The sequence below is a fragment of the Bradyrhizobium sp. HKCCYLS20291 genome (assembly GCF_051167715.1).
In the GTDB taxonomy this organism is placed as follows: Bacteria; Pseudomonadota; Alphaproteobacteria; order Rhizobiales; family Xanthobacteraceae; genus Bradyrhizobium.
The window spans coordinates 207,575-226,760 of record NZ_JBNPTO010000004.1; the positions used below are offsets into that span (position 1 = coordinate 207,575).

Annotated in this window: 19 protein-coding genes and 1 riboswitch; of the genes, 5 read left to right on the forward strand and 14 right to left on the reverse strand. The window is 68.5% G+C overall.

Annotated elements, in window-relative coordinates; genetic code table 11:
• Position 1: 1 nt before the first annotated feature.
• Both bluB and ACQR07_RS11750 read right to left on the reverse strand, forming a co-directional pair.
• Positions 2–658, reverse strand: coding sequence for a 5,6-dimethylbenzimidazole synthase (gene bluB, locus ACQR07_RS11745; RefSeq protein WP_434902455.1), 657 nt, complete (start codon positions 656–658; stop codon positions 2–4).
• On the reverse strand, positions 655–1,995 hold the full coding sequence (locus tag ACQR07_RS11750) for a cobyrinate a,c-diamide synthase (protein ID WP_434902456.1): 1,341 nt from the start codon (positions 1,993–1,995) through the stop codon (positions 655–657). Before ACQR07_RS11750 ends, bluB begins: the two co-directional genes overlap by 4 nt.
• 47 nt (positions 1,996–2,042) lie before the next feature.
• Here ACQR07_RS11750 and ACQR07_RS11755 point away from each other — a divergent pair, with 47 nt between their 5' ends.
• Positions 2,043–3,173 carry a cobalt-precorrin-5B (C(1))-methyltransferase gene (locus tag ACQR07_RS11755; RefSeq protein ID WP_434902457.1) on the forward strand — a complete coding sequence of 377 codons (1,131 nt, stop codon included), beginning with the start codon at positions 2,043–2,045 and terminating at the stop codon, positions 3,171–3,173.
• Here the strand turns inward: ACQR07_RS11755 and cobM are convergent.
• Genes cobM through cbiE form a run of 3 tightly spaced genes read right to left on the reverse strand, consistent with a single transcriptional unit; the run spans position 3,143 to position 5,531 of the window.
• Positions 3,143–3,904, reverse strand: a complete 762-nt coding sequence (gene cobM / locus ACQR07_RS11760; RefSeq protein ID WP_434902458.1) for a precorrin-4 C(11)-methyltransferase — start codon at positions 3,902–3,904, stop codon at positions 3,143–3,145. The genes ACQR07_RS11755 and cobM overlap by 31 nt on opposite strands.
• Positions 3,901–4,299 (reverse strand): cobalamin biosynthesis protein, encoded by a 399-nt coding sequence (locus tag ACQR07_RS11765; RefSeq protein WP_434902459.1) that lies wholly within the window; start codon positions 4,297–4,299, stop codon positions 3,901–3,903. The genes cobM and ACQR07_RS11765 overlap by 4 nt, the downstream gene beginning before the upstream one ends.
• The gene (cbiE, locus tag ACQR07_RS11770) at positions 4,296–5,531 is read right to left on the reverse strand and encodes a precorrin-6y C5,15-methyltransferase (decarboxylating) subunit CbiE (protein ID WP_434902460.1); all 1,236 of its coding nucleotides are present in this window, start codon (positions 5,529–5,531) and stop codon (positions 4,296–4,298) included. Before cbiE ends, ACQR07_RS11765 begins: the two co-directional genes overlap by 4 nt.
• A gap of 14 nt (positions 5,532–5,545) precedes the next feature.
• Here cbiE and ACQR07_RS11775 point away from each other — a divergent pair, with 14 nt between their 5' ends.
• Positions 5,546–6,313, forward strand: a complete 768-nt coding sequence (locus tag ACQR07_RS11775) for a cobalt-precorrin-6A reductase (RefSeq protein WP_434902461.1) — start codon at positions 5,546–5,548, stop codon at positions 6,311–6,313.
• On the opposite strand, the gene cobJ is transcribed toward ACQR07_RS11775, so the two are convergent.
• The 8 genes from cobJ to ACQR07_RS11815 are packed head-to-tail and all read right to left on the reverse strand — an operon-like array spanning position 6,283 to position 15,207.
• Positions 6,283–7,044 carry a precorrin-3B C(17)-methyltransferase gene (cobJ, locus tag ACQR07_RS11780; protein WP_434902462.1) on the reverse strand — a complete coding sequence of 254 codons (762 nt, stop codon included), beginning with the start codon at positions 7,042–7,044 and terminating at the stop codon, positions 6,283–6,285. The two genes, ACQR07_RS11775 and cobJ, sit on opposite strands and share 31 nt — an antisense overlap.
• A complete protein-coding gene (locus ACQR07_RS11785; RefSeq protein ID WP_434902463.1) occupies positions 7,041–7,799 on the reverse strand; it encodes a precorrin-2 C(20)-methyltransferase in 759 nt (252 codons plus the stop codon). Before ACQR07_RS11785 ends, cobJ begins: the two co-directional genes overlap by 4 nt.
• The gene (locus tag ACQR07_RS11790; protein ID WP_434902464.1) at positions 7,796–8,428 is read right to left on the reverse strand and encodes a precorrin-8X methylmutase; all 633 of its coding nucleotides are present in this window, start codon (positions 8,426–8,428) and stop codon (positions 7,796–7,798) included. The genes ACQR07_RS11785 and ACQR07_RS11790 overlap by 4 nt, the downstream gene beginning before the upstream one ends.
• A complete protein-coding gene (gene cobG, locus ACQR07_RS11795; RefSeq protein WP_434902465.1) occupies positions 8,421–9,701 on the reverse strand; it encodes a precorrin-3B synthase in 1,281 nt (426 codons plus the stop codon). The genes ACQR07_RS11790 and cobG overlap by 8 nt, the downstream gene beginning before the upstream one ends.
• Positions 9,698–13,117, reverse strand: a complete 3,420-nt coding sequence (gene cobN / locus ACQR07_RS11800) for a cobaltochelatase subunit CobN (RefSeq protein ID WP_434902466.1) — start codon at positions 13,115–13,117, stop codon at positions 9,698–9,700. The genes cobG and cobN overlap by 4 nt, the downstream gene beginning before the upstream one ends.
• Before the next feature lie 9 nt (positions 13,118–13,126).
• Positions 13,127–14,164: a cobalamin biosynthesis protein CobW gene (gene cobW, locus ACQR07_RS11805; protein ID WP_434902467.1), complete on the reverse strand. Its 1,038-nt coding sequence runs from the start codon at positions 14,162–14,164 to the stop codon at positions 13,127–13,129.
• Between the two features lie 18 nt (positions 14,165–14,182).
• Positions 14,183–14,575 carry a DUF1636 domain-containing protein gene (locus tag ACQR07_RS11810; protein ID WP_434902468.1) on the reverse strand — a complete coding sequence of 131 codons (393 nt, stop codon included), beginning with the start codon at positions 14,573–14,575 and terminating at the stop codon, positions 14,183–14,185.
• A complete protein-coding gene (locus tag ACQR07_RS11815; protein WP_434902469.1) occupies positions 14,575–15,207 on the reverse strand; it encodes a HupE/UreJ family protein in 633 nt (210 codons plus the stop codon). Before ACQR07_RS11815 ends, ACQR07_RS11810 begins: the two co-directional genes overlap by 1 nt.
• A 120-nt stretch (positions 15,208–15,327) precedes the next feature.
• A riboswitch (cobalamin riboswitch) is annotated at positions 15,328–15,519 on the reverse strand.
• A gap of 35 nt (positions 15,520–15,554) precedes the next feature.
• Here ACQR07_RS11815 and cobU point away from each other — a divergent pair.
• Genes cobU through ACQR07_RS11830 form a run of 3 tightly spaced genes read left to right on the forward strand, consistent with a single transcriptional unit; the run spans position 15,555 to position 18,210 of the window.
• Positions 15,555–16,091 carry a bifunctional adenosylcobinamide kinase/adenosylcobinamide-phosphate guanylyltransferase gene (cobU, locus tag ACQR07_RS11820; protein ID WP_434902470.1) on the forward strand — a complete coding sequence of 179 codons (537 nt, stop codon included), beginning with the start codon at positions 15,555–15,557 and terminating at the stop codon, positions 16,089–16,091.
• A 16-nt stretch (positions 16,092–16,107) separates the two neighbouring features.
• Positions 16,108–16,716: a cob(I)yrinic acid a,c-diamide adenosyltransferase gene (cobO, locus tag ACQR07_RS11825; protein WP_434902471.1), complete on the forward strand. Its 609-nt coding sequence runs from the start codon at positions 16,108–16,110 to the stop codon at positions 16,714–16,716.
• Positions 16,717–16,719: 3 nt separating this feature from the next.
• The gene (locus ACQR07_RS11830) at positions 16,720–18,210 is read left to right on the forward strand and encodes a cobyric acid synthase (protein WP_434902472.1); all 1,491 of its coding nucleotides are present in this window, start codon (positions 16,720–16,722) and stop codon (positions 18,208–18,210) included.
• Here ACQR07_RS11830 and cbiB read toward each other — a convergent pair.
• The gene (cbiB, locus tag ACQR07_RS11835) at positions 18,197–19,168 is read right to left on the reverse strand and encodes an adenosylcobinamide-phosphate synthase CbiB (RefSeq protein ID WP_434902473.1); all 972 of its coding nucleotides are present in this window, start codon (positions 19,166–19,168) and stop codon (positions 18,197–18,199) included. The genes ACQR07_RS11830 and cbiB overlap by 14 nt on opposite strands.
• Positions 19,169–19,186: the final 18 nt, after the last annotated feature.

Genomic DNA, 19,186 nt, shown 5'->3' on the forward strand with positions numbered 1-19,186 from the left:
GCTAGCGCTTGAGCGGCTTGATCACGGACGGATCAAGCCGCCTTTCCCAGCCGTGACGCTCCAACTCGGGATCGTCGTGCTCCTCTTGCGGCCAGCCGATGCAGAGATAGGCGATCAGCGTCCACTCCGACGGCAATGCGAGATCGCGAGTGACCGCCGTGGGATCGAGGATCGAGACCCAGCCGACACCAAGTCCCTCCGCGCGCGCCGCCAGCCAGAGCGTCTGAATGGACGCGACCACCGAGTAGCGCAGCATTTCCGGCATCGTGACGCGGCCGAGACGATGCCCCGTCACCGCGCCTTCATCGGCGCACACCGCGAGATGCACGGGCGCCTGGGTGAGACCCTCAAGCTTGAGGCCGGCGTAGAGCGCGCGACGCTCGCCGTCATAGCCCGCGAGCGCGGCCTGGTTCGCGCGTTTGAAGTTCTCCACGATCGCGCTGCGGCGCTCCGGGCTTTCGACGAGCACGAACCGCCAGGGCTGGCAGAAGCCGACCGACGGCGCGTGAGCGGTGAGCGCCAGCAGCGCATCGAGCAGCTCAGGAGGAACCGGGTCGGCGCGGAAGCGGCGGACGTCGCGGCGCCAGCGCACCAGTTCGGCGAAGCGTTGCCTGAAGGCGGCATCGAACTGCGGTGGGCTTGAACCGCGATCATTCATGGCTCTTCCCCGCTCAGGACATGCAGGAATGATCCCGTCACCGAGCCGCGCCGGGCCCCGCGCTCGGCGATGACCAAGTCCGACGCATCGCGACAGTCGATCAGGGGATCGTCGGCTTCGCTCAGAATCGTCGCATAATGAAACTCGTGGCCGCGGAGGGACGCGCCCGCCCGGCCAAGGCTGCAGTCGGCCAGCAAGGTCGCGCGGCGATAGCCAAGATGCAGGCGGCGCTTGGCGAACGACGTCTCGAGCGCCAGCAGCCCGGCCATCGCGTGCCGGATACCCTGGGCATCCTCGAGCCCGGTGCCCAAGGTCATGTAGCCGCCGCACTCGCCGTGAACGGCCACGCCGCGCGCCGCCATGGTCCGCAGGCCGTCGATGAAGGATCGCGACGAGGCCAACCGTCCCGCATGCAGTTCGGGATAGCCGCCCGGCAGCCAGACCGCGTCAGCCGCCGGATCCGGCGCTTCGTCGTTGAGCGGCGAGAACGGCACGATCTCAGCGCCTGCGGCGCGCCAATGCTGCAGGAGATGTGGATAGCTGAACGAGAAGGTGGCATCGGACGCCAGTGCGATGCGCTGCCCCGGAGGATCGATGCCGAAGCGCGCTGCCGAGGATGGATGGTCCGTGCCGCTCATCGGCCGCGCCAGTGCAAGCACCGCATCCAATTCGACGGATGCGGTGATGCAGGTCGCGAGGCGATCGAGGTGAGGCTCGATCGCCGTGATCTCCTGCGCCTGCACCAGGCCAAGGTGCCGCTCCGGCAAGGTCAGTTGCGCATCGCGGGCCAGCGCGCCGAGCACCGGGATTCCGACGCCGGCAAAGGCCGGCGCGATCAGCGCGCGATGCCGCGCGCTGGCGACTTGATTGAGGATCACTCCGGCCACATGAACGTCGTCGCGAAACCGCGCGCAGCCGAGCGCGACGGCCGCGGCGGTCTCGGTCTGGCCGCTCACGTCGAGTACGAGCACCACCGGCCAGCCCAGCAAGGCTGCGAGATCGGCGGCCGAGCCCCGGCCCGCACGCCCCGGCTGCGGCGCGCCATCGAACAGGCCCATCACGCCCTCGACGACGCAGATGTCGGCGCCATTGCCGGCATCGGCGACGAGCCCCGTCAGCTGTGACGCTGACATCGCCCAGCTATCCAGATTGTAGCTCGTCCGTCTCGCCGCGACCGAATGAAAGGCGAGATCGATGTAGTCGGGGCCGCACTTGAACGGCTGCACCGCCGTGCCGCGCGCAGCGAACGCGCGCAGAAGCCCGAGCGTGATGGTGGTCTTGCCGGCGCCGGAACGAGGCGCGGCGATGATGATCCCCTTCGGCACGCCCGCCGTCATGGCCGGAGCACCGCCGCGCGGCTGCAAAATGTGCTATGCGGTCGGGCATGATGGAACTGGCGGATCCGCCGAACCGACCGCTGAAGCGTGGCTGGACGACCGGCAGCTGCGCGACCGCGGCCGCGCGCGCGGCCTATGAGCTGCTGATCACCGGCAGCTGTCCCGCGATGGCCGAGATCGCCCTGCCCGGCGGACGCCGCGTCAGCTTTGCAGTGGCCATGCACGAGACCGGCGATGGAAACGCGACGGCCGGCGTCGTGAAGGACGCGGGCGACGATCCCGATGTCACTCATGGCGCGCTGATCAAGGCGACCGTCCAACATGGCGCGAAAAGCTCCGGCATCGCGTTTCGCGCCGGCCCAGGGGTCGGCACGGTGACGCGGCCGGGATTGCCACTGCCTCCGGGTGAGCCCGCGATCAATCCGGTGCCGCGCGAGATGATCGCAGCTGCGATCGTCGAGGCCGCCGCCGCGCATGGCGCGACGCGTGACGTCATCGTCGAGATCTCGATTCCGGGCGGTGAGGAGCTGGCGAAGAAGACGCTGAACCCGCGGCTCGGCATCGTCGGCGGCCTGTCGATCCTCGGCACCACCGGCATCGTCGTGCCGTTCAGCTGCGCCGCCTGGATCCATTCGATCTATCGCGGCATCGACGTCGCGCGCGCCACCGGGCTGCCGCATGTGGCGGGCGCGACAGGGAGCACCTCGGAGAAAGCCGTTCAGCAGTTCTATCAGCTGCCCGATACGGCGCTGATCGACATGGGCGACTTCGCCGGCGGCATGCTGAAATATCTGCGCCGCCATCCGGTCGCGCGCGTGACGGTCGCCGGCGGCTTCGCCAAGATGACCAAGCTCGGCCAGGGTCTGCTCGATCTGCATTCGCGCGCCGGCGAGGTCGATCTCGGCTGGCTCGCCGGCGTGCTGCAAGGCGCAGGCGCACCGGATGCGCTGGTCATCACCGCCCGCAATGCCAACACCGCGTTGCAGGTGCTGCAGGAGGCCGAGCGGGCCGGATTTCCCGCCGGCGACATCGTCGCCCGCGCCGCGTGGCAGACGGCCCACCGCGCGCTCGGCAACGACGAGATCGCGCTCGATATCGCCGTGTTCGATCGCGACGGCCGGCTGGTCGGACGACATCACGGACCGGCTCACTCGCCCCTCCCGCGAAACCGCCGCTGATAGTCGGCGTCGTACAGGGCGCTGTTGCGGAAGTCGTCAGCGCCGATCGCGCGACCGACCAGGATCAGCGCGGTGCGTTCCATCGACTCCGCCGCAACCTGGTCGACGATGGTGGCGAGCGTGCCGGTCACGATGACCTGATCCGGCCAGCTCGCACGATAGACGATCGCGACCGGACAATCCTCGCCGTAATGCGGGCGCAGCTCGGCAACGACCTTGTCCAGCACATGGATCGAAAGATGGATCGCGAGCGTCGCCCGCGATTGCGCGAACAACGCCAATTGCTCCGTCTCGGGCATGGCGGAGGCCCGGCCGGACGTGCGCGTCAGCACCACGGTCTGTGCCAATCCCGGCAACGTCAGCTCGCGGCCGAGCGCCGCCGCGGCCGCCGAGAATGAGGGCACGCCGGGTGTCACCGTGTACGAAATCTTCAGCGCGTCGAGCCGCCGCAACTGCTCGCCCAGCGCGCTCCAGATCGAGAGATCGCCGGAATGCAGCCGCGCCACGTCTTCGCCGGCGGCCGTGGCCCGCGCCATTTCGGCGATGATCTCGTCGAGCGACAGCGGCGCGGTGTCGACGATGCGCGCGCCGAGCGGACAATGCGCGAGCAGCGCCTTCGGCACCAGCGAGCCCGCGTAGAGACAGACCGGACAGCGTGCGATCAGATCGCGGCCGCGCAAGGTGATCAGGTCTGCTGCGCCCGGTCCGGCGCCGATGAAATGGATGGTCATCGGCCATCCTCCGCAGCACCGTCGCCCGCTGCGACGGCGCAGGTTGCTGACGCGTTGGCAATGCGCGGCAGAATCAGGCGCGCGTTGCGACCGGCGGCCGCTAGCGCTGCGGTCTCGGCCACCGAGGGCAGACCCTTGAGGCGCTGCACGCGATCGCTTCGCGTGGCGGCAAGACCGGCAACGGCCGTCAAATCGGTCGTGTCGAGACCGAGCAGCGGCCATCCGCGCCGCTTGGCGGCGTCGATCAGGCCGGGCTCGCCCAGCTTGTCTGTCGCAGTCGCGACCACGGCGACTTCGCCGATGGTGAGCCGCGCAGCCGTCAGCGCCTGGGCGATGACAGCTTCAATGTCCGCGGCGCTGGCGTCGCTGCGGCAGCCGATCCCTAGCGCGATCATGGCTTGCTCACCCGCCATTGCGTCACCGGCATCGCCTGTCGCCAGCCATGCATGCGCCCGACCGGCTCCACGCGCGAGACCGCAACCCGGATCAGCTCGCCGCCATGCTTTTCGAACAGATCGATCAGACGCGCTTCGCCTTCGAGCGAAATCACGTTGGCCACGAGCCGGCCGCCCGGCTTCAGCTGCGACCAGACTGCCTCGAACACGCCCGGCTCCGAGATCCCGCCGCCAATGAAGGCCACATCCGGTCGTTCGAGATCGGCGAGAACCGCCGGGGCGCGTCCCAGCGCCACCTTGAGATCGGGGGTGCCGAGCGCGAGCGCGTTGCGCAGGGCGCGGTCGGCGCGGTCCTGCCGCGCCTCGATGCCGATCGCGCGTAGCGAGCCGTGACGCAGCAGCCATTCGATCGCCACTGAGCCGGACCCCAGCCCGACGTCCCACAACAGCTCGCCCGGCCTCGGCGCCAGCGCGGACAGCGTCACGGCACGGACATCGCGCTTGGTGATCTGGCCGTCATGATCGAACAGATCGTCGGCGAGACCCGCGGCGAGCGGAATCACCGGCGCATCGGGTTCGGCTTCCACTTCGAGCGCCAGCGTCGTGAGCGGATGGATGCCCGACAAATCGAAGCCCGCTGCGACAGCGGTGCGCACGCGCTCCTGCGCGCCGCCGATCGCCTCCAGCACCGTCAGGCGCGAGCGTCCCATCCGGCGTGACGTCAGCAGCGCCGCGAGCTTTGCCGCCGTCGAGCCGTCCCAGGCCAGCGCGAGGATCCGGGCGCCCGGCGTGAGATGGCGGATGATGCCTTCGAGGGCGCGGCCATGCAGCGTGACCTGGGCGACATCCTGCAGCGGCCAGCCTAGCCGCGCCGCGGCAAGACTGAACGCCGAAGGCTGCGGGACGCACAGCATGTCCGCCACCGCGAAGCGCTGCATCAGTTGCTTGCCGACGCCGAAGTTGAAGGGATCGCCGCTCGCCAGCACCACGACCGGCTGTCCGCTGCGCGCCGCGATCTGGTCGAATGCCAGATGCAGCGGGCTCGGCCACGCCAGCCGCTCGCCGCTGATCAGCGACGCAGCCAGCTCGAGATGACGCGCGCCGCCGACCACGAGCTGCGCCTGCGCCACGAGACGCCGCGCGTGCGCCGAAAGACCATCGACGCCGTCCTCGCCGATGCCGACGATGGACAGCCAGCGCCTGGCGTTGCAAGTTGCGCCCGGATTCACCATGGACCCTGCCCCGCATGCGCATTCTCGTTCTCGGCGGGACGACCGAAGCCTCGGAGCTGGCGCGGCTGCTCGCCGACGACCGCCGCTTCGCGACGACGCTCTCGCTGGCCGGCCGGACGATCTCGCCCCGGCCACAGCCGCTGCCGACCCGCATCGGCGGCTTCGGTGGCATCGTTGGACTGCAGGCGTGGTTGGCCGATCATGCGATCGATGCGGTCATCGACGCGACGCATCCTTACGCTGACCAGATGTCGCGGCATGCCGTCGCGGCGTGTCAGGCACTCGCGCTGCCACTGGCGTCGATCCGGCGCGCGGAATGGCAGCGCCAGGACGGTGATCACTGGATCGAGGTCGGAACGCCGCAGGCGGCCGCTGACGCGCTCGGAAAGGACCCTGCGCGCGTGTTCCTCAGTCTGGGACGGCTCGAACTCGAAGCCTTTGCCGCAGCCCCGCAACATCACTACGTCGCGCGCACCATCGATCCGCCCGGCGACATCGCGCTGCCGCCCGACATCCGCTTCGTGTTCGACCGCGGGCCGTTCGATGATGCCAAGGAGCGGGCCTTCCTCGCTCAGGAGCGCATCGGCTTCGTCGTGTCGAAGAACTCCGGCGGCGCTGCGACCTATCCGAAGATCGCGGCCGCACGCCGGCTCGGCGTGCCCGTGGTGATGATCGCGCGTCCCGCCAAGCCGCATGGCGTGGCGCTGGACAGCGCCGGCGCCGCGTTGCCGTGGCTCGAGGCGCAGCTTGCTCATCGATCGACCTCGCGGCGCAGCGTGTAGACGAACGGCGGCTTGTCCTCGCGAGGGATCAGACGCGTGGCCGTCGATCCGATCAGCACGAGCGTGCGCATGTCGGCACTTGCCTGATCGACCTCGCCCAGCGTCGTGATGATAGACCTCGCCTCACCGCTGCCAGCAGCGCGGACCAGCACCACCACGGTCGCGGGGGATTTGATCGCTCGCAATAGCTCGAACGCCTGGCCGAGCTGATGCGGCCGGGCCCTGGACAGCGGATTGTAGAGCGCGATGACGAAGTCGGCCGCAGCGGCCGCCTCCAGCCTGCGGCTGATGGTGGCCCAGCTCTTGAGATTGTCGGACAACGAGATCGCGCAGAAATCGCCGCCCAGTGGCGCGCCCACTTCGGCCGCTGCAGCGAGCATCGCCGTCACGCCCGGCTCGACGCGGATGTCGATGTTGCGCCACTCCGACGGGCTGGCCTCCACAGCCTCGAACACCGCCGCAGCCATTGCGAAGACGCCGGGATCACCGCCTGACACCACCGCGACGTGCCTGCCGCTGCTTGCCAGCGTCAGGGCATGACGCGCGCGATCGAGCTCGACACGGTTGTCGCTGGCGTGACGGACCTGCCCGGGAGAGCTGGCCGTCACCCGGTCGAGATAAGGGCCATAGCCGATCAGATCCGTCGCCGCGGCGATCGCTTCCGAGGCTGCAGGCGTCATGAGTTCAGGCCGCCCCGGGCCGACGCCGACGATCGTGAGCGTGCCCGTCACAGCCTTCGCCCCTGTCCCGGGATCAGGATCATCGAGAAATACGGGCCGCGATCCTGCTCGACCTCGGCCAACGGCGCGACGCGCTGCGCCTCCATCGTTCCGCGCTCCACGTAGATCGCACGTTCGAGCACGCCGGCGCGCGCGATGGCGCGCTTCACCTTGGTGAGATTGCGGCCGACCTTCATGATCACCGCGGCCTCGCAGCACGTCAGCCGGTCGTGCAGGACGTCCTCCGCCAACGTCCCAGGCAACACCGACAGGATGTCGTCGCCCCAGGTGATCGGAACGTTCGCCTTTGTCCAGCAGCCGGACATGCCGGTGACACCGGGGACGACCTCGACGCGATGATCACTCTCCAGACGCCGCCACATGTGCATGAACGAGCCGTAGAAGAATGGATCACCTTCCGACAGCAGGCCGACCGAGCGGCCCGCCGCGAGATGCGCCGCGATGCTGTCGGACGCGCGTTGATAGAAATCTCCGATCTGCGCCTGATAGGAAGGATCGGCGACCGGCACCTCCTCGGTGACGGGATATTCCAGTCGCAACTCGTGACGGCCGGCCTCGATCAACGGCGCGACGATCCGTCGTGCATTGCCTTCCATGCCGCGCTTGGCGAAGAACGCCACCACGTCGACCGATCGGATCAGTCCGGCAGCGCGCAAGGTCAGATAGCGGATGTCGCCTGGACCGACGCCGATGCCGTAGAGCGTGGCCGGCTCGGCTGCGCCTGCGATGGTGTCGAGCAGGCTCATTCGACGTCACTCGCGACGGCATTGACCGCGGCGACCGCCATGGCACTGCCGCCCTTGCGCCCTTTCACGATCAGATACGGCACCCGGCCGTCAGCCGCGAGCGCCTCCTTCGACTCCCGCGCGCCGACGAATCCCACCGCCGTTCCGATCACCGCCGCAGGGCGCGGCGCGCCCTGATCGAGCATGTCGAGCAGATGAAACAGCGAGGTCGGCGCGTTGCCGATCGCCACCAGCGCGCCGCCGAGATGCGGCCGCCACAACTCGAGCGCGGCAGCCGATCGCGTCGTGCCGAGCTGGGTGGCCAGTGCGGGCACCCTCGCATCATCCAGCGTGCAGATGATCTCGTTTTTGGCCGTCAGCCGCGCCCGCGTGATGCCCTGCGCGACCATCTTGGCATCGCACAGGATCGGCGCGCCGCGATCGAGCGCAGTCCGCGCCGCGGCGGCGAAGCTCTCGGACATCGCGATGTCCGAGGTGATCTCGACCATGCCGCAGGCGTGGATGATGCGGACCGCGATCTTCTCTTCCAGGCCGCGGAAGCGCGACAGATCGGCCTCGGCGCGGATGGTGGCGAACGAGCGGCGATAGATCTCCGCGCCATCCTTGATGTAGTCGCGCAGATCAGACATGGACCTTCTCGCCTGTTTCGAACAGCGCGCTTGCGCCAACATCGAGGACGGCCGGATCGAGCACGCCCTGCGCCGCGCTCCTCACCGTGCCGTTGCGCACGACGTGATATCGGCTGCCTTTGCCCACCAGCAAGACATTGGCCGGCGCCGAACGCGCGCAGCCCTTGGCGCAGCCGGAGACGTGCAAAGTGCCGGCAAAGCGCGTGCGCGCCATTGCAGCTGCCAGCACGCGGGCATGCTGGCGCGTTGCGAGCTCGGTCGACGCGCAGCAGCCCGCGCCGGAGCAGGCGTCGATGCGCATCAGCGGATCCGCGTCGTCCACGATCAGGCCGATCCCGGCCGCATCCGTGATGATACGCTCGGCAAGAGCGCGGTCGGCTGCGACGTAGAGCGTGCGCCACGGCGAGAGCCGCACCTCGGAAACATTCCGTTCGGCGAGCCGATCCGCAAGCTGCGTCAGCGTCGCGCTGTCGACACGACCGAATGGGACGCCGATGCCGATGACGGAGCTCTGCCCGGTCAGCGCGATGAGGCCACGGCGCTGCTGTGCTGTCGCGGCCGGATCGATCGCCATCGCGGTGGAGGCATCGAGCCGAAGCTCGGCAATGACCGCATCGATTGCATCCGAAGGCAGCGTTACGGCGCGGCGGGTCGGGCTGTGCGACAGCACATGGTGAGCGAGTCGCATCGCGGCCCCAACGGAGTCCACACGCGCAGTCGTCCCGAGCCACAGGACGCCATCTTCCCGATCGAGGCCGACGGCCATGCGGCGCTCGCCGTCCCGGCCGACGGCCTTGAGCTGGATATCTGCCGCAAGGCCCGTGAGCGGCAGCCTGCCGCCACCATCCAGCGCAAAGCCGAACTTGGCGGGCAGCCCATGCAACGTCTGGTCCGCCGCGAGGTGCTGCTCCAATGCGGCAGCGACGGGACGCATGTCGATGATCTCAGCCGGATCGAGTCCCGCGAGCGGATTGATGACGATGTTCCTGATCGCCTCGATCTCCGCGCTGTCGTCGAGCAGCGCGAGTGCGTCCATCAGGGCCCAGAGCGGCGTGAGCGTTTCGGACGAGACGCCGCGGATCTGCAGATTGGCGCGCCGCGTCAGATCGATCTGGCCGTTGCCGAAGCGGCGCGCGGCCTCGGCAAGCTCGCGCAAGGCTTGGATCGACAATGTGCCGCCATGCGGCCGGACGCGGACGACGAGCCCGTCGCCGCTCGGCATCGGCCGGCGCGCGCCCGGACACCATCCCTTGATCTCGACCGCGGCCGTCACGATGCTTTCTCCGTCTGCGCCAGGCGGGCGCCGGCGGCAGCAAGCTCGTCAGCGACTGCATTCCGTCGCGGCACCCAGAGCTGGCGGCGCAGCGCGTCCTCGAACCGCGACACGATCGCAGCGACAGCAGCCGGATTGCGCGCGAGCATGGCCTCCAACACTGCCTCGTCGCGCAGCAGTGTCCCATGCGCCAGATCAAACAGATGCTCGGGAACGGTGTTGGAGGTGGCGGCGAAGGCGTAAAGCGCATCGATCCCCTGCGCGATCTCGGCAACGCCACGATAGCCATGCGCAAGCATGCCGGAGATCCAGCGCGGATTGGCGAGCCGGCCGCGCACGACGCGCGCGATCTCCTCGCTGAAGGTCCGCGCCTTCGGCGCGTCAGGACGGCTGGTGTCGAGATGCAGCAGCGCAGGCGCGGCCCCGAGCGCTTCGGCGGCTGCGGCGAAGCCGCCGGCGAAATCGGCAACCTCCTCGCCATCGAGCAGATCGCGCTCGCGATCGTCCTGGGCGTGGACCAGCGCATCGGCGCTGCGGACGCGCGCGCGGAACGCGTCGGGCGCCGCCGCACCGTCATGCGCGCCACCGAAGCTGAAGCCGGTGCTGTCGAGATAGGCTTCGCCGAGCTGCGACCGGTTGGCCCAGTTCATTCCAAGGGCGAGATCGGCGGCGACGGCGCCGTAGCTGCCGGGCGCGCCGCCGAACACCCGGGCGAGGCTCTCGCCGCGGCGCCGTGCGGCCGCCAGCGGATTGTCGGCATCGTCCTCATCGCGCGCCGCGACGGCCTGCACGGCCAGATCGAACAGCGCGATCTGCGCTTCGAACAGATCGCGGAACAGGCCGGAGATCCGCAGCGTCGCATCGATCCGCGGGCGATCGAGCACCGCCAGCGGCAACACGTCGATGCCGGTCACACGATTGGAGTTGAGGTCCCAGCGCGGCCGCACGCCGAGATAGGCCAGCGCCTGGGCGAGATCATCGCCTCCCGTGCGCAGCGACGCCGACGCCCAGAGATCGAGCACCAGCGATTTCGGGTAGTCGCCATGATCCTGAAGATAGCGCCGGACCACTTCATCGGCGGCGCGTGCTCCGACCAGGGCCGCCGTCCGCGTCGGAATCGCCCGCGGATCGATCGCGGTCAGATTGCGGCCCGTCGGCAGCACGTCGAGCCGGCCACGGCTCGGTGCTCCCGCCGGCCCGGCAGCGACGCGGCGCCCCGCGAGCGCAGTCAGCAAGGCGCTGCTCTCGGCGGCAGCGCTTGCCGCGATCAGGACCTCGATATCGGCGGCATCGACGGCACCGCCCGCCTGACCTGCGGCAGCCGTGATCGCAGCGCTCAGCAGACCCGTCGCGGCGTCGTCCGGCTTCTCGCCGAACACATGCAGACGCTCCCGGACGGCAAGCTCCTTGATGTCGCACAATTGCGCATCGAGCTGCGCGATCGCCTCGCGTCCGGTCATCGTGCGCTCGAGCCCGCAATCGGCAGCCAGTCCACTCTGCCAAGCACGCGCGATGATCTCGTCTTCCAGCAGTTTCAGGCGGCGCTTGTCCAGCCCATCGGCCTCGGCATATTCCTCGACCAGCCCCTCGAGGTCGAGCAGAGGACCGTGCAGGCCCGCTTGCGACAGAGGCGGCGTCAGATGCCCGAGCGTCACCGCGGCGAGTCGACGCTTGGCCTGCATGGCTTCACCGGGATTGTTGACGATGAAGGGGTAGATCACGGGCAGCGCACCGAGCACCGCTTCGGGCCAGCATGTGCTCGACAGCGCCAGCGCCTTGCCCGGCAGCCATTCCAGCGTGCCATGCGCGCCGAGATGGATCATCGCATCGATGCTCTCGACCTCGCGCAGATGCGCATAAAGCGCGACATAGGCGTGCCGCGGCGGCACGGTGGTGTCGTGATAGCCTGACTTGCGGTCGGCACGGTTGCCGCGGTCCGGCTGCAGCAGGATCGAGAGCTTTCCCGCGCGCAGCACAGGGAAGCGAAACGCGCCGTCGCGAAACGCCGGATCAGCGTCCGCCTTACCCCAACTGTCCAGCAGGGCGCGCCGGAGCTCATCGGGCAACAGCGCAAGCGCGCGTCGATGATTCGACAGCGGCACGACAAGCTCATCCGTATCATCCCGCAGCAGCGCATCCAGTTGCGCGGTCGTCGGAACCTCACCGACGTCGTATCCAGCGTCAGCCAGCAGCCGGGCGATGGCGGCAGCGCTCGCGCTCGTATCGAGGCCGACGGCGTAGCCGCGGCGGCCGCCGCGCGCGGGGTAGTCCGACAGAACGAGCGCGATACGGCGCTCACTCGCCGGCAAGCTTCGCAGCCGCGCCCATCGCGCCGCAAGCTCTGCGACATAGGCGATGCGATCGGTTTGCGGAGCATAGCGCGACGCGCTGAACTGGAGGCGCTCGTCCGCAGCCGTCTCCCCTTTGAACGCGATGGTCCGCGCGAGCAACCGGCCATCGAGCTCCGGCAGCACCACATTCATGGCGAGGTCGGTCGGCGACAGCCCGCGCGACGAGGTCGACCACGCCTCTTCGGTGCTCTGCGCCTGCACGATCTGCAGCACGGCTGCGTCCGCGACGTCCAACACGGTCGTGCCGTCGTCGCGCAACGCCGAGAACGCGGTGGCGTTCAGGATCACTGCAGGCCGCCGCTGCCGGAGCAGCCGATTCAGCGGCTCGACGATGCTGGGATCCTTCAGGCTGGTCACCGCGACCGCTAGGACCGAGAGCCCGTTGCGCTCCAGCGCCCGCATCAGTTCGGCGATTCCTGCGGTGTCTGCCGCGAGAAGGCTCGCACGGTAGAACACGATCAACGCGGTCGGGCGCGCGCCGTCGCAACGACAGAGTTCATCGACGGCAACAGCGCCGCGGTCCGGCACGAAGCCGACGATCGAACCGATCGCGACCGGCTCGGCAAATGTCGTCTCGCGGCCGAGCAGCACGGCGAGATAGCGCAGGCACTCGCGCGCATTGCCGACGCCGCCTTCGTGCAGATAGCCGTAGAGCTGCGAGGAGACCTCCGCGGGCAAGGTCGAGAGTTCACCAAGCCTGTCATCGGCGCGATCGTCGCCGGGCAACGCCGCGAAATGAATGTTGCGGCTGCGGCAAACAGAGGTGATGCGCTCGAGCCCGTAGCGCCAATAATCGAGCCCACCGAGGCAGCGCACGACGACGGCGCGCGCGCTGCTCACGACGCGATCGATGTAGAGATCGACCGACATCGGGTGCTTCAGCCGCTTCAGGCTGGCGAGGCGAAGGCTCGGCAGTTCCTCGGCCGAGGCGGACCACGCCTCCGCCAGCGCCGACAGGTCCGTGTCGGAGAACGACAGCACGACGATGTCGGCTGGCGACTGCGCGAGATCCACGGCCTGTTCGAGGTCGTCGAGATCAGCGCCGGATGTCGCCAGGAGGTGCATCGCCCTCGCCTAGCCCGCGACCAGCGTCTTGATGGCCGCGGCATCGAGGCCGCGCTCGCCGATCACCACCAGGCGCCCCTGCCGCGCTTCACCGGAGCGCCAGGGCCGCTCGAACTGATGCTGAATGCGGTTGCCGACGGCCTGCACCAGCAGACGCAGCGGCTTGCCCGCGACCTCGACGAAGCCCTTCACCCTGAGCACGTCGTGCGCCTCGACCGCGGCCGCGATGCGGTCCACCAGCGCCTCCGGCGAGGCCTGCGCCGGCACGTCGAGCACGAAACTCTCGAAATCGTCGTGATCATGCTCCGCCTCGTTGTCGTGATGCGAAGGGCGCGCCGCCAGATCGTCCTCGGCGGCCGCGCCGAGTCCGAGCAGCACCGACGCCGACAGCCTGCCGTGCTCGGTCGCGATCACCTTGACGGCACGTTGCACCGTCGTAGCGATCTCGGAGGCGACGTCCTTGCGCTCCTGCTCGCTCATCAGGTCGCTCTTGTTCATGACGACGAGGTCGGCGCAGAGCAGCTGGTCCTCGTAGACCTCCTCGAGCGGATTGTCGTGATCGAGCGATTCGTCGGCAGCGCGCTGCGCGGCCAGCGCTGCGGGATCATCGGCGAAGCGTCCCGCCACGACCGCCGGCCCATCGACGACGGCGACGACGCCATCGACGGTGACGCGCGTCGCAATCTCAGGCCAGTTGAAAGCCTGCACCAGCGGCTTCGGCAGCGCCAGCCCGGACGTCTCGATCACGATGTGCTCCGGCGGCTCCTTCTGGTCCAGCAGGCTCTTCAATGCGGGTACGAAATCATCGGCAACCGTGCAGCACAGGCAGCCGTTGGAGAGCTCGACGATGCGATCCTCCGGACAGTCCGGCACGCCGCAGCCTTTGAGAATGTCGCCGTCGATGCCGACGTCACCGAACTCGTTGACGATGATCGCAAGCCTCCGGCCGTTCGCCGTCTCGATCAGATTGCGCACCAGCGTGGTCTTGCCGGCGCCGAGAAAACCGGTGACGATCGTGCAGGGCGTCTTGGCGAATGACTTCGTCATGACCGCATCATCCTTCTCTCATCGCTGTGCCGGCAGCGTCGGCACGCGCGCAACGGTGTTCTTGCGGATATATTCGGGGCGCTCGCGCCAGGCCGGCAGGCCGGCCTCGTGGCGCTGATGCAGCTGGGCGAACGTCAGCACGTCCGCCACATGCAGGTCCGGGTCGAGCGCACCGAGCACGTATGTCCATTTGCCCGGCGCGGTCACCGCCACCGTGCAGGACCGATTGCAATTGGACAGGCACTCGACGCCGACCACGGCAACGCCCACCCGCTGCTCAGTCGGCACCGTCTCGATTGCCGCCAGCAGGCGGGCTCCCGCCCGCGGCTGATCCGACGCAGCATCAGCCAGCTGCGTGCGACACGTCGTGCAGACGAACAGCGTCGTCTCACCGATCTGCGATGCCGTCATCAGCCGATCACGCCCGCGGCCGTCGCCGCAGCGACTCCGCCCACCAGCACGATCGCTGCGCCTGCGAGGCGAACCGCGAGCGGCGCAACCGCGTGGCCCTTGGCCGACAGCAGCTTGACACCCAGGAACGCCCCCGCGGCGATGACGGTCTGAATCACGAGCAGGCCCGTGAGATAGGCTCCGAGCGGAGCAGTCTCAGCACCGACGATCGACTCACCCAACGCGTAGCCGTGGATAACGCCAGTAAGGGCGAACAACGCGGCGACCGGCACCACACCGAAACGGCCGCGCATCGCGACCACCAGGCCGACCGCGGCGGTGGACAGGCCGACCAGCAGCTCGGCGGCGGGAATGTTGGCCTTCGCCAGATGGACAGCAACGCCGGCAATCATCGCCGTCGTGAAGGCCTGCACCGGCGCAAAGCCGCGGCCGAGCAAGGCCGCGACGATGCCGGCGCCGACGATGGCAGCCAGATGATCGAGCCCGATGATGGGATGGCCGAGGCCCGACAGCAGGCCCTGCGCAAACGTCTGCGGCAACTTACCATCCATCATGTGATGCGCGAAGGCGGGCTCGGACGCGAGCAGAATCAGGCTCGCGGCAACGAAACACGTGGTGCGATTGAACGTCATGGCCGTCTCCGTCGCTTGCCGGCTCCCCCAGAGGGCCGGACGATGCGCTGCATCCGACGGCATCCCGCCCTTTCCGGCAGGATCATAACCAGCATCGCGACTCCCCGCGCGACGGGTCGGCCAACAGCAGTGTCGACGGCAGGTCTCCTGGCTCTCGGGTCGCTGCGTGAAGCCACCTTCCCGGTTTCCCAGTGGTGCTTTGGCCTCACACTCGCCGATTACAGTTGCGGGGGCAGCCACGGCCTTGGGTATGACCCCGCACCATGTTCCCTAAATCTCTCCTTTCGGAGAACCGTCATCTGTTAGATACGGGTCGCGCCAAAGCCCGTCAATCGGAATCGTCCCCCATGGTCCCTGCCCCGCCGCCTCCTGCCTTGCCGCGCCTGACGCTGGTGCTCGGCGGCGCGCGCTCCGGCAAGAGTCGCCATGCCGAGGCGATGGTCACCGCTCAGGCATCGCCGTGGATCTATATTGCGACTGCGCAGGCGTTCGACGACGAGATGACCGCGCGCATCGCGCAGCACAAGTCGCGGCGCGCCGAGGGTTGGCAGACATTGGAGACCACACATGATCTCGCCGGCCTCGTTCGCGCCGAATCGAAATCGCGGACGCCGATGCTGATCGATTGTCTGACGCTGTGGCTCAGCAACGTGATGCTCGCCGACATGGACGTTCCGGCGCGATGTGCCGAGCTGATCGAGGCGCTTGCCGCGACAGAAGGCCCGATCGTCGCCGTGTCCAACGAGGTGGGTCTCGGCATCGTCCCGGACAACGCGCTCGCGCGCGCGTTTCGTGATGCGCAGGGACGACTGAACCAGGATGTGGCGGCGATCGCGGATCGCGTGATCCTGATGGCGGCCGGCCTGCCACTGACATTGAAGTGAAGAGGAGAACGAGCAGATGACCGAGAGCGCCGACGATGCGCGCCACAAGGCCAAGATGGAGAACCGCAAGGCCATTCAGGATGCCGAGGTCGCCTCCAAGACCGTCGAGAAAGGCCTGCTGATCGTCCATACCGGCAAGGGCAAGGGCAAATCGACGGCCGCCTGGGGCCTCATGCTGCGCGCGCTCGGCCGCGGCTTCCGCATCGGCGTCGTGCAGTTCGGCAAGGGCGCGTGGGAGACGGGCGAACGCAAAGCGATCGAGCGGTTCGGCGATCAGGTGTCCTGGCATACGCTCGGCGAGGGCTTCACCTGGGAGACACAGGATCGCGCGCGGGACGTCGCGGCGGCGGAGCGCGCCTGGGCGAAGGCGAAGGAGCTGATGGCCGATCCCGCGGTCTGTCTCCTGATCCTCGACGAGCTCAACATCGCGCTGCGCTACGATCACCTGCCGATCGATGACGTCGTTGCCACGCTCGCCGCACGGCGGCCGGACCTGCACGTCGTCGTCACCGGGCGCAATGCCAAGCCGGAGCTGATCGAGGCCGCCGATCTCGTTACCGAGATGAACCTCGTGAAGCACCATTTCGCGGCCGGCGTGAAGGCGCAGGAAGGCATTGAGTTCTAGGCCATGGCCGCGCGCGCCATCATGTTCCAGGGTACCGGCTCCGACGTCGGCAAGTCGCTGATCGTCGCCGGGCTCGCGCGCGCGCTGACATTGCGCGGCCTGAAGGTGGCACCGTTCAAGCCGCAGAACATGTCGAACAATGCGGCCGTCACCGCCGACGGCGGTGAGATCGGCCGGGCCCAGGCGCTGCAGGCGCGCGCAGCGCGGCGACCGATGACGGTGCACATGAATCCGGTGCTGCTGAAGCCGCAGAGCGAGGTCGGCTCGCAGGTGGTCGTGCAGGGGCGCGTCATCGGCAATGCGAAGGCATCCGCCTATCAGGCCATGAAGCCGCAATTGATGACGGCCGTGCTCGACAGCTTCCATCGTCTCGCCGCCGATGCCGACATCGTGCTCGTCGAAGGCGCCGGCTCAGCGTCGGAGATCAATCTGCGTACCGGAGACATCGCCAACATGGGCTTTGCGCAAGCAGCGCAGATCCCTGTGGTGCTGATCGGTGACATCGATCGCGGCGGGGTGATCGCCAGCCTCGTCGGTACCAAGGCCGTGCTCTCGCCCGACGACGCGGCGCAGATTGCTGGTTTCCTCGTCAACAAGTTCCGCGGCGACCCGGCCTTGTTCGCCACGGGCATGAACGAGATCGCGACACGCACGGGATGGGCCTCGCTCGGTCTCATTCCACATTTCCGCGGAGCAAGTCGTTTGCCCGCAGAGGACGCTCTTGGCCTTCCGCCGCAAGCCGACCAACAGAGCCGGCGGCCGAAGGTGGTCGTGCTCGCCTATCCCCGCATCTCGAATTTCGACGAGTTCGATCCGCTGCGGCTGGAAGCTGGCATCGGCTTGCAATTCCTGCGGCCGGGCACGCCGATTCCGGGCGACGCCGCTCTCGTCATCCTGCCGGGATCGAAGGCCACCATCGCCGATCTCGCTGCCTTGCGCGAGACCGGTTGGGACATCGACCTGACCGCGCATCTGCGGCGCGGTGGCCGCGTGCTCGGCATCTGCGGCGGCTATCAGATGCTCGGGCGCACGATCAATGATCCCGCTGGACACGAAGGCGCGCCCGGTTCGGTCGCGGGGCTCGGGCTGCTCGATGTCGAGACGACGCTGACGGACGACAAGGCGCTCCGCGAGGTCGACGGCACGCTGACGAACGAGGATGTGCCGTTTCGCGGCTATGAAATGCACATCGGCCGCACCGACGGGCCGGCGGCCCGGAGCCCCTTCCTCGTTTTCTCCGACGGCCGCCGCGACGGCGCTGTTACGGCCGGCGGTCAGGTTGCCGGCTGCTACGTCCACGGCCTGTTCACGGATGATCGCCTGCGCGCGCAATGGCTGCGCAGGCTGAATGCGACGGCGAGCGGACTGTCCTACGAGAGCGATGTCGAGAGGACCCTGGACGCGCTCGCGGCGCATCTCGAGCGGCATGTCGACGTCACCGGCATCCTCGCGCTAGCGCGTGAGCCTGCACCGCGTGCCGCTACAGCACCCTGATGAGGAAGATGACGCCGATGACGACAGCCTGGATCACGCAGGCCAGGCGATAGAGCCGCAAGGCGCGCCGGATGTCGGACGCATCGAGGTTGGCCCGGCCATCGCCCATCCAGGCATCGGCGACCAGATGACCGTGATAGACGCGAGGCCCGGCCAGACGCAGCGCCAGAGCCCCCGCCATCGCGGCCTCCGGCCAGCCGGCATTCGGCGACCGATGCTTCGAAGCATCATGGGCAACGGCCTGCACCGCGGCTGCCGGAGATCCGCCCGGGACGAAGCCGGCAGCTGCCGCGATCCACAGCGCCGACAGCCGCGATGCCGGCAGGTTGATGAGATCGTCGAGCCGCGCTGCCGCCCAGCCGAACGCACGATGGCGCTCCGACAGATGGCCGATCATGCTGTCAGCCGTGTTGATGGCCTTGTAGATCAGGATCCCAGGCAGCCCGCCCACGGCCAGCCAGAACAGCGGCGCCACGATGCCATCCGAGAAATTCTCAGCAAGACTTTCGACGGCTGCACGCGCGACGCCGGCTTCATCGAGCCGCTCCGGATCGCGCCCGACGATCATCGCCACCGCGCGGCGGCCGCCGTCGAGCCCGTCCATTTCGAGCGCTTCCGCGACTGCGGCAACATGCGTGTCGAGGCTCCGCTGGGCCAACAGGCTGCTGGCAAGGCAGCCGAGCAGGATCGTTGCGACCGGCTCGCCGGCGACCGCCCGCAGGATCCATGTGGCAGCCAGCCCGATGGCCATCATCGCGACGACGAGCAGAGCGACCAGCCCGATGCCGCGCGCCCGGCGGGCGGCAAAGTCGGCCGCAGCCCCGTTCCAGCGATCGTCCGCCCATGCTATCAGCGCGCCCATCCACATCACGGGATGACCGATCCGCTGCACCAAGACCTGGGGATAACCGACCGCCGCCTCGATGAGGAGCGCCGTGAGCGCGAGAGAGACGAACATCGATCTCCGCTAGAGGAC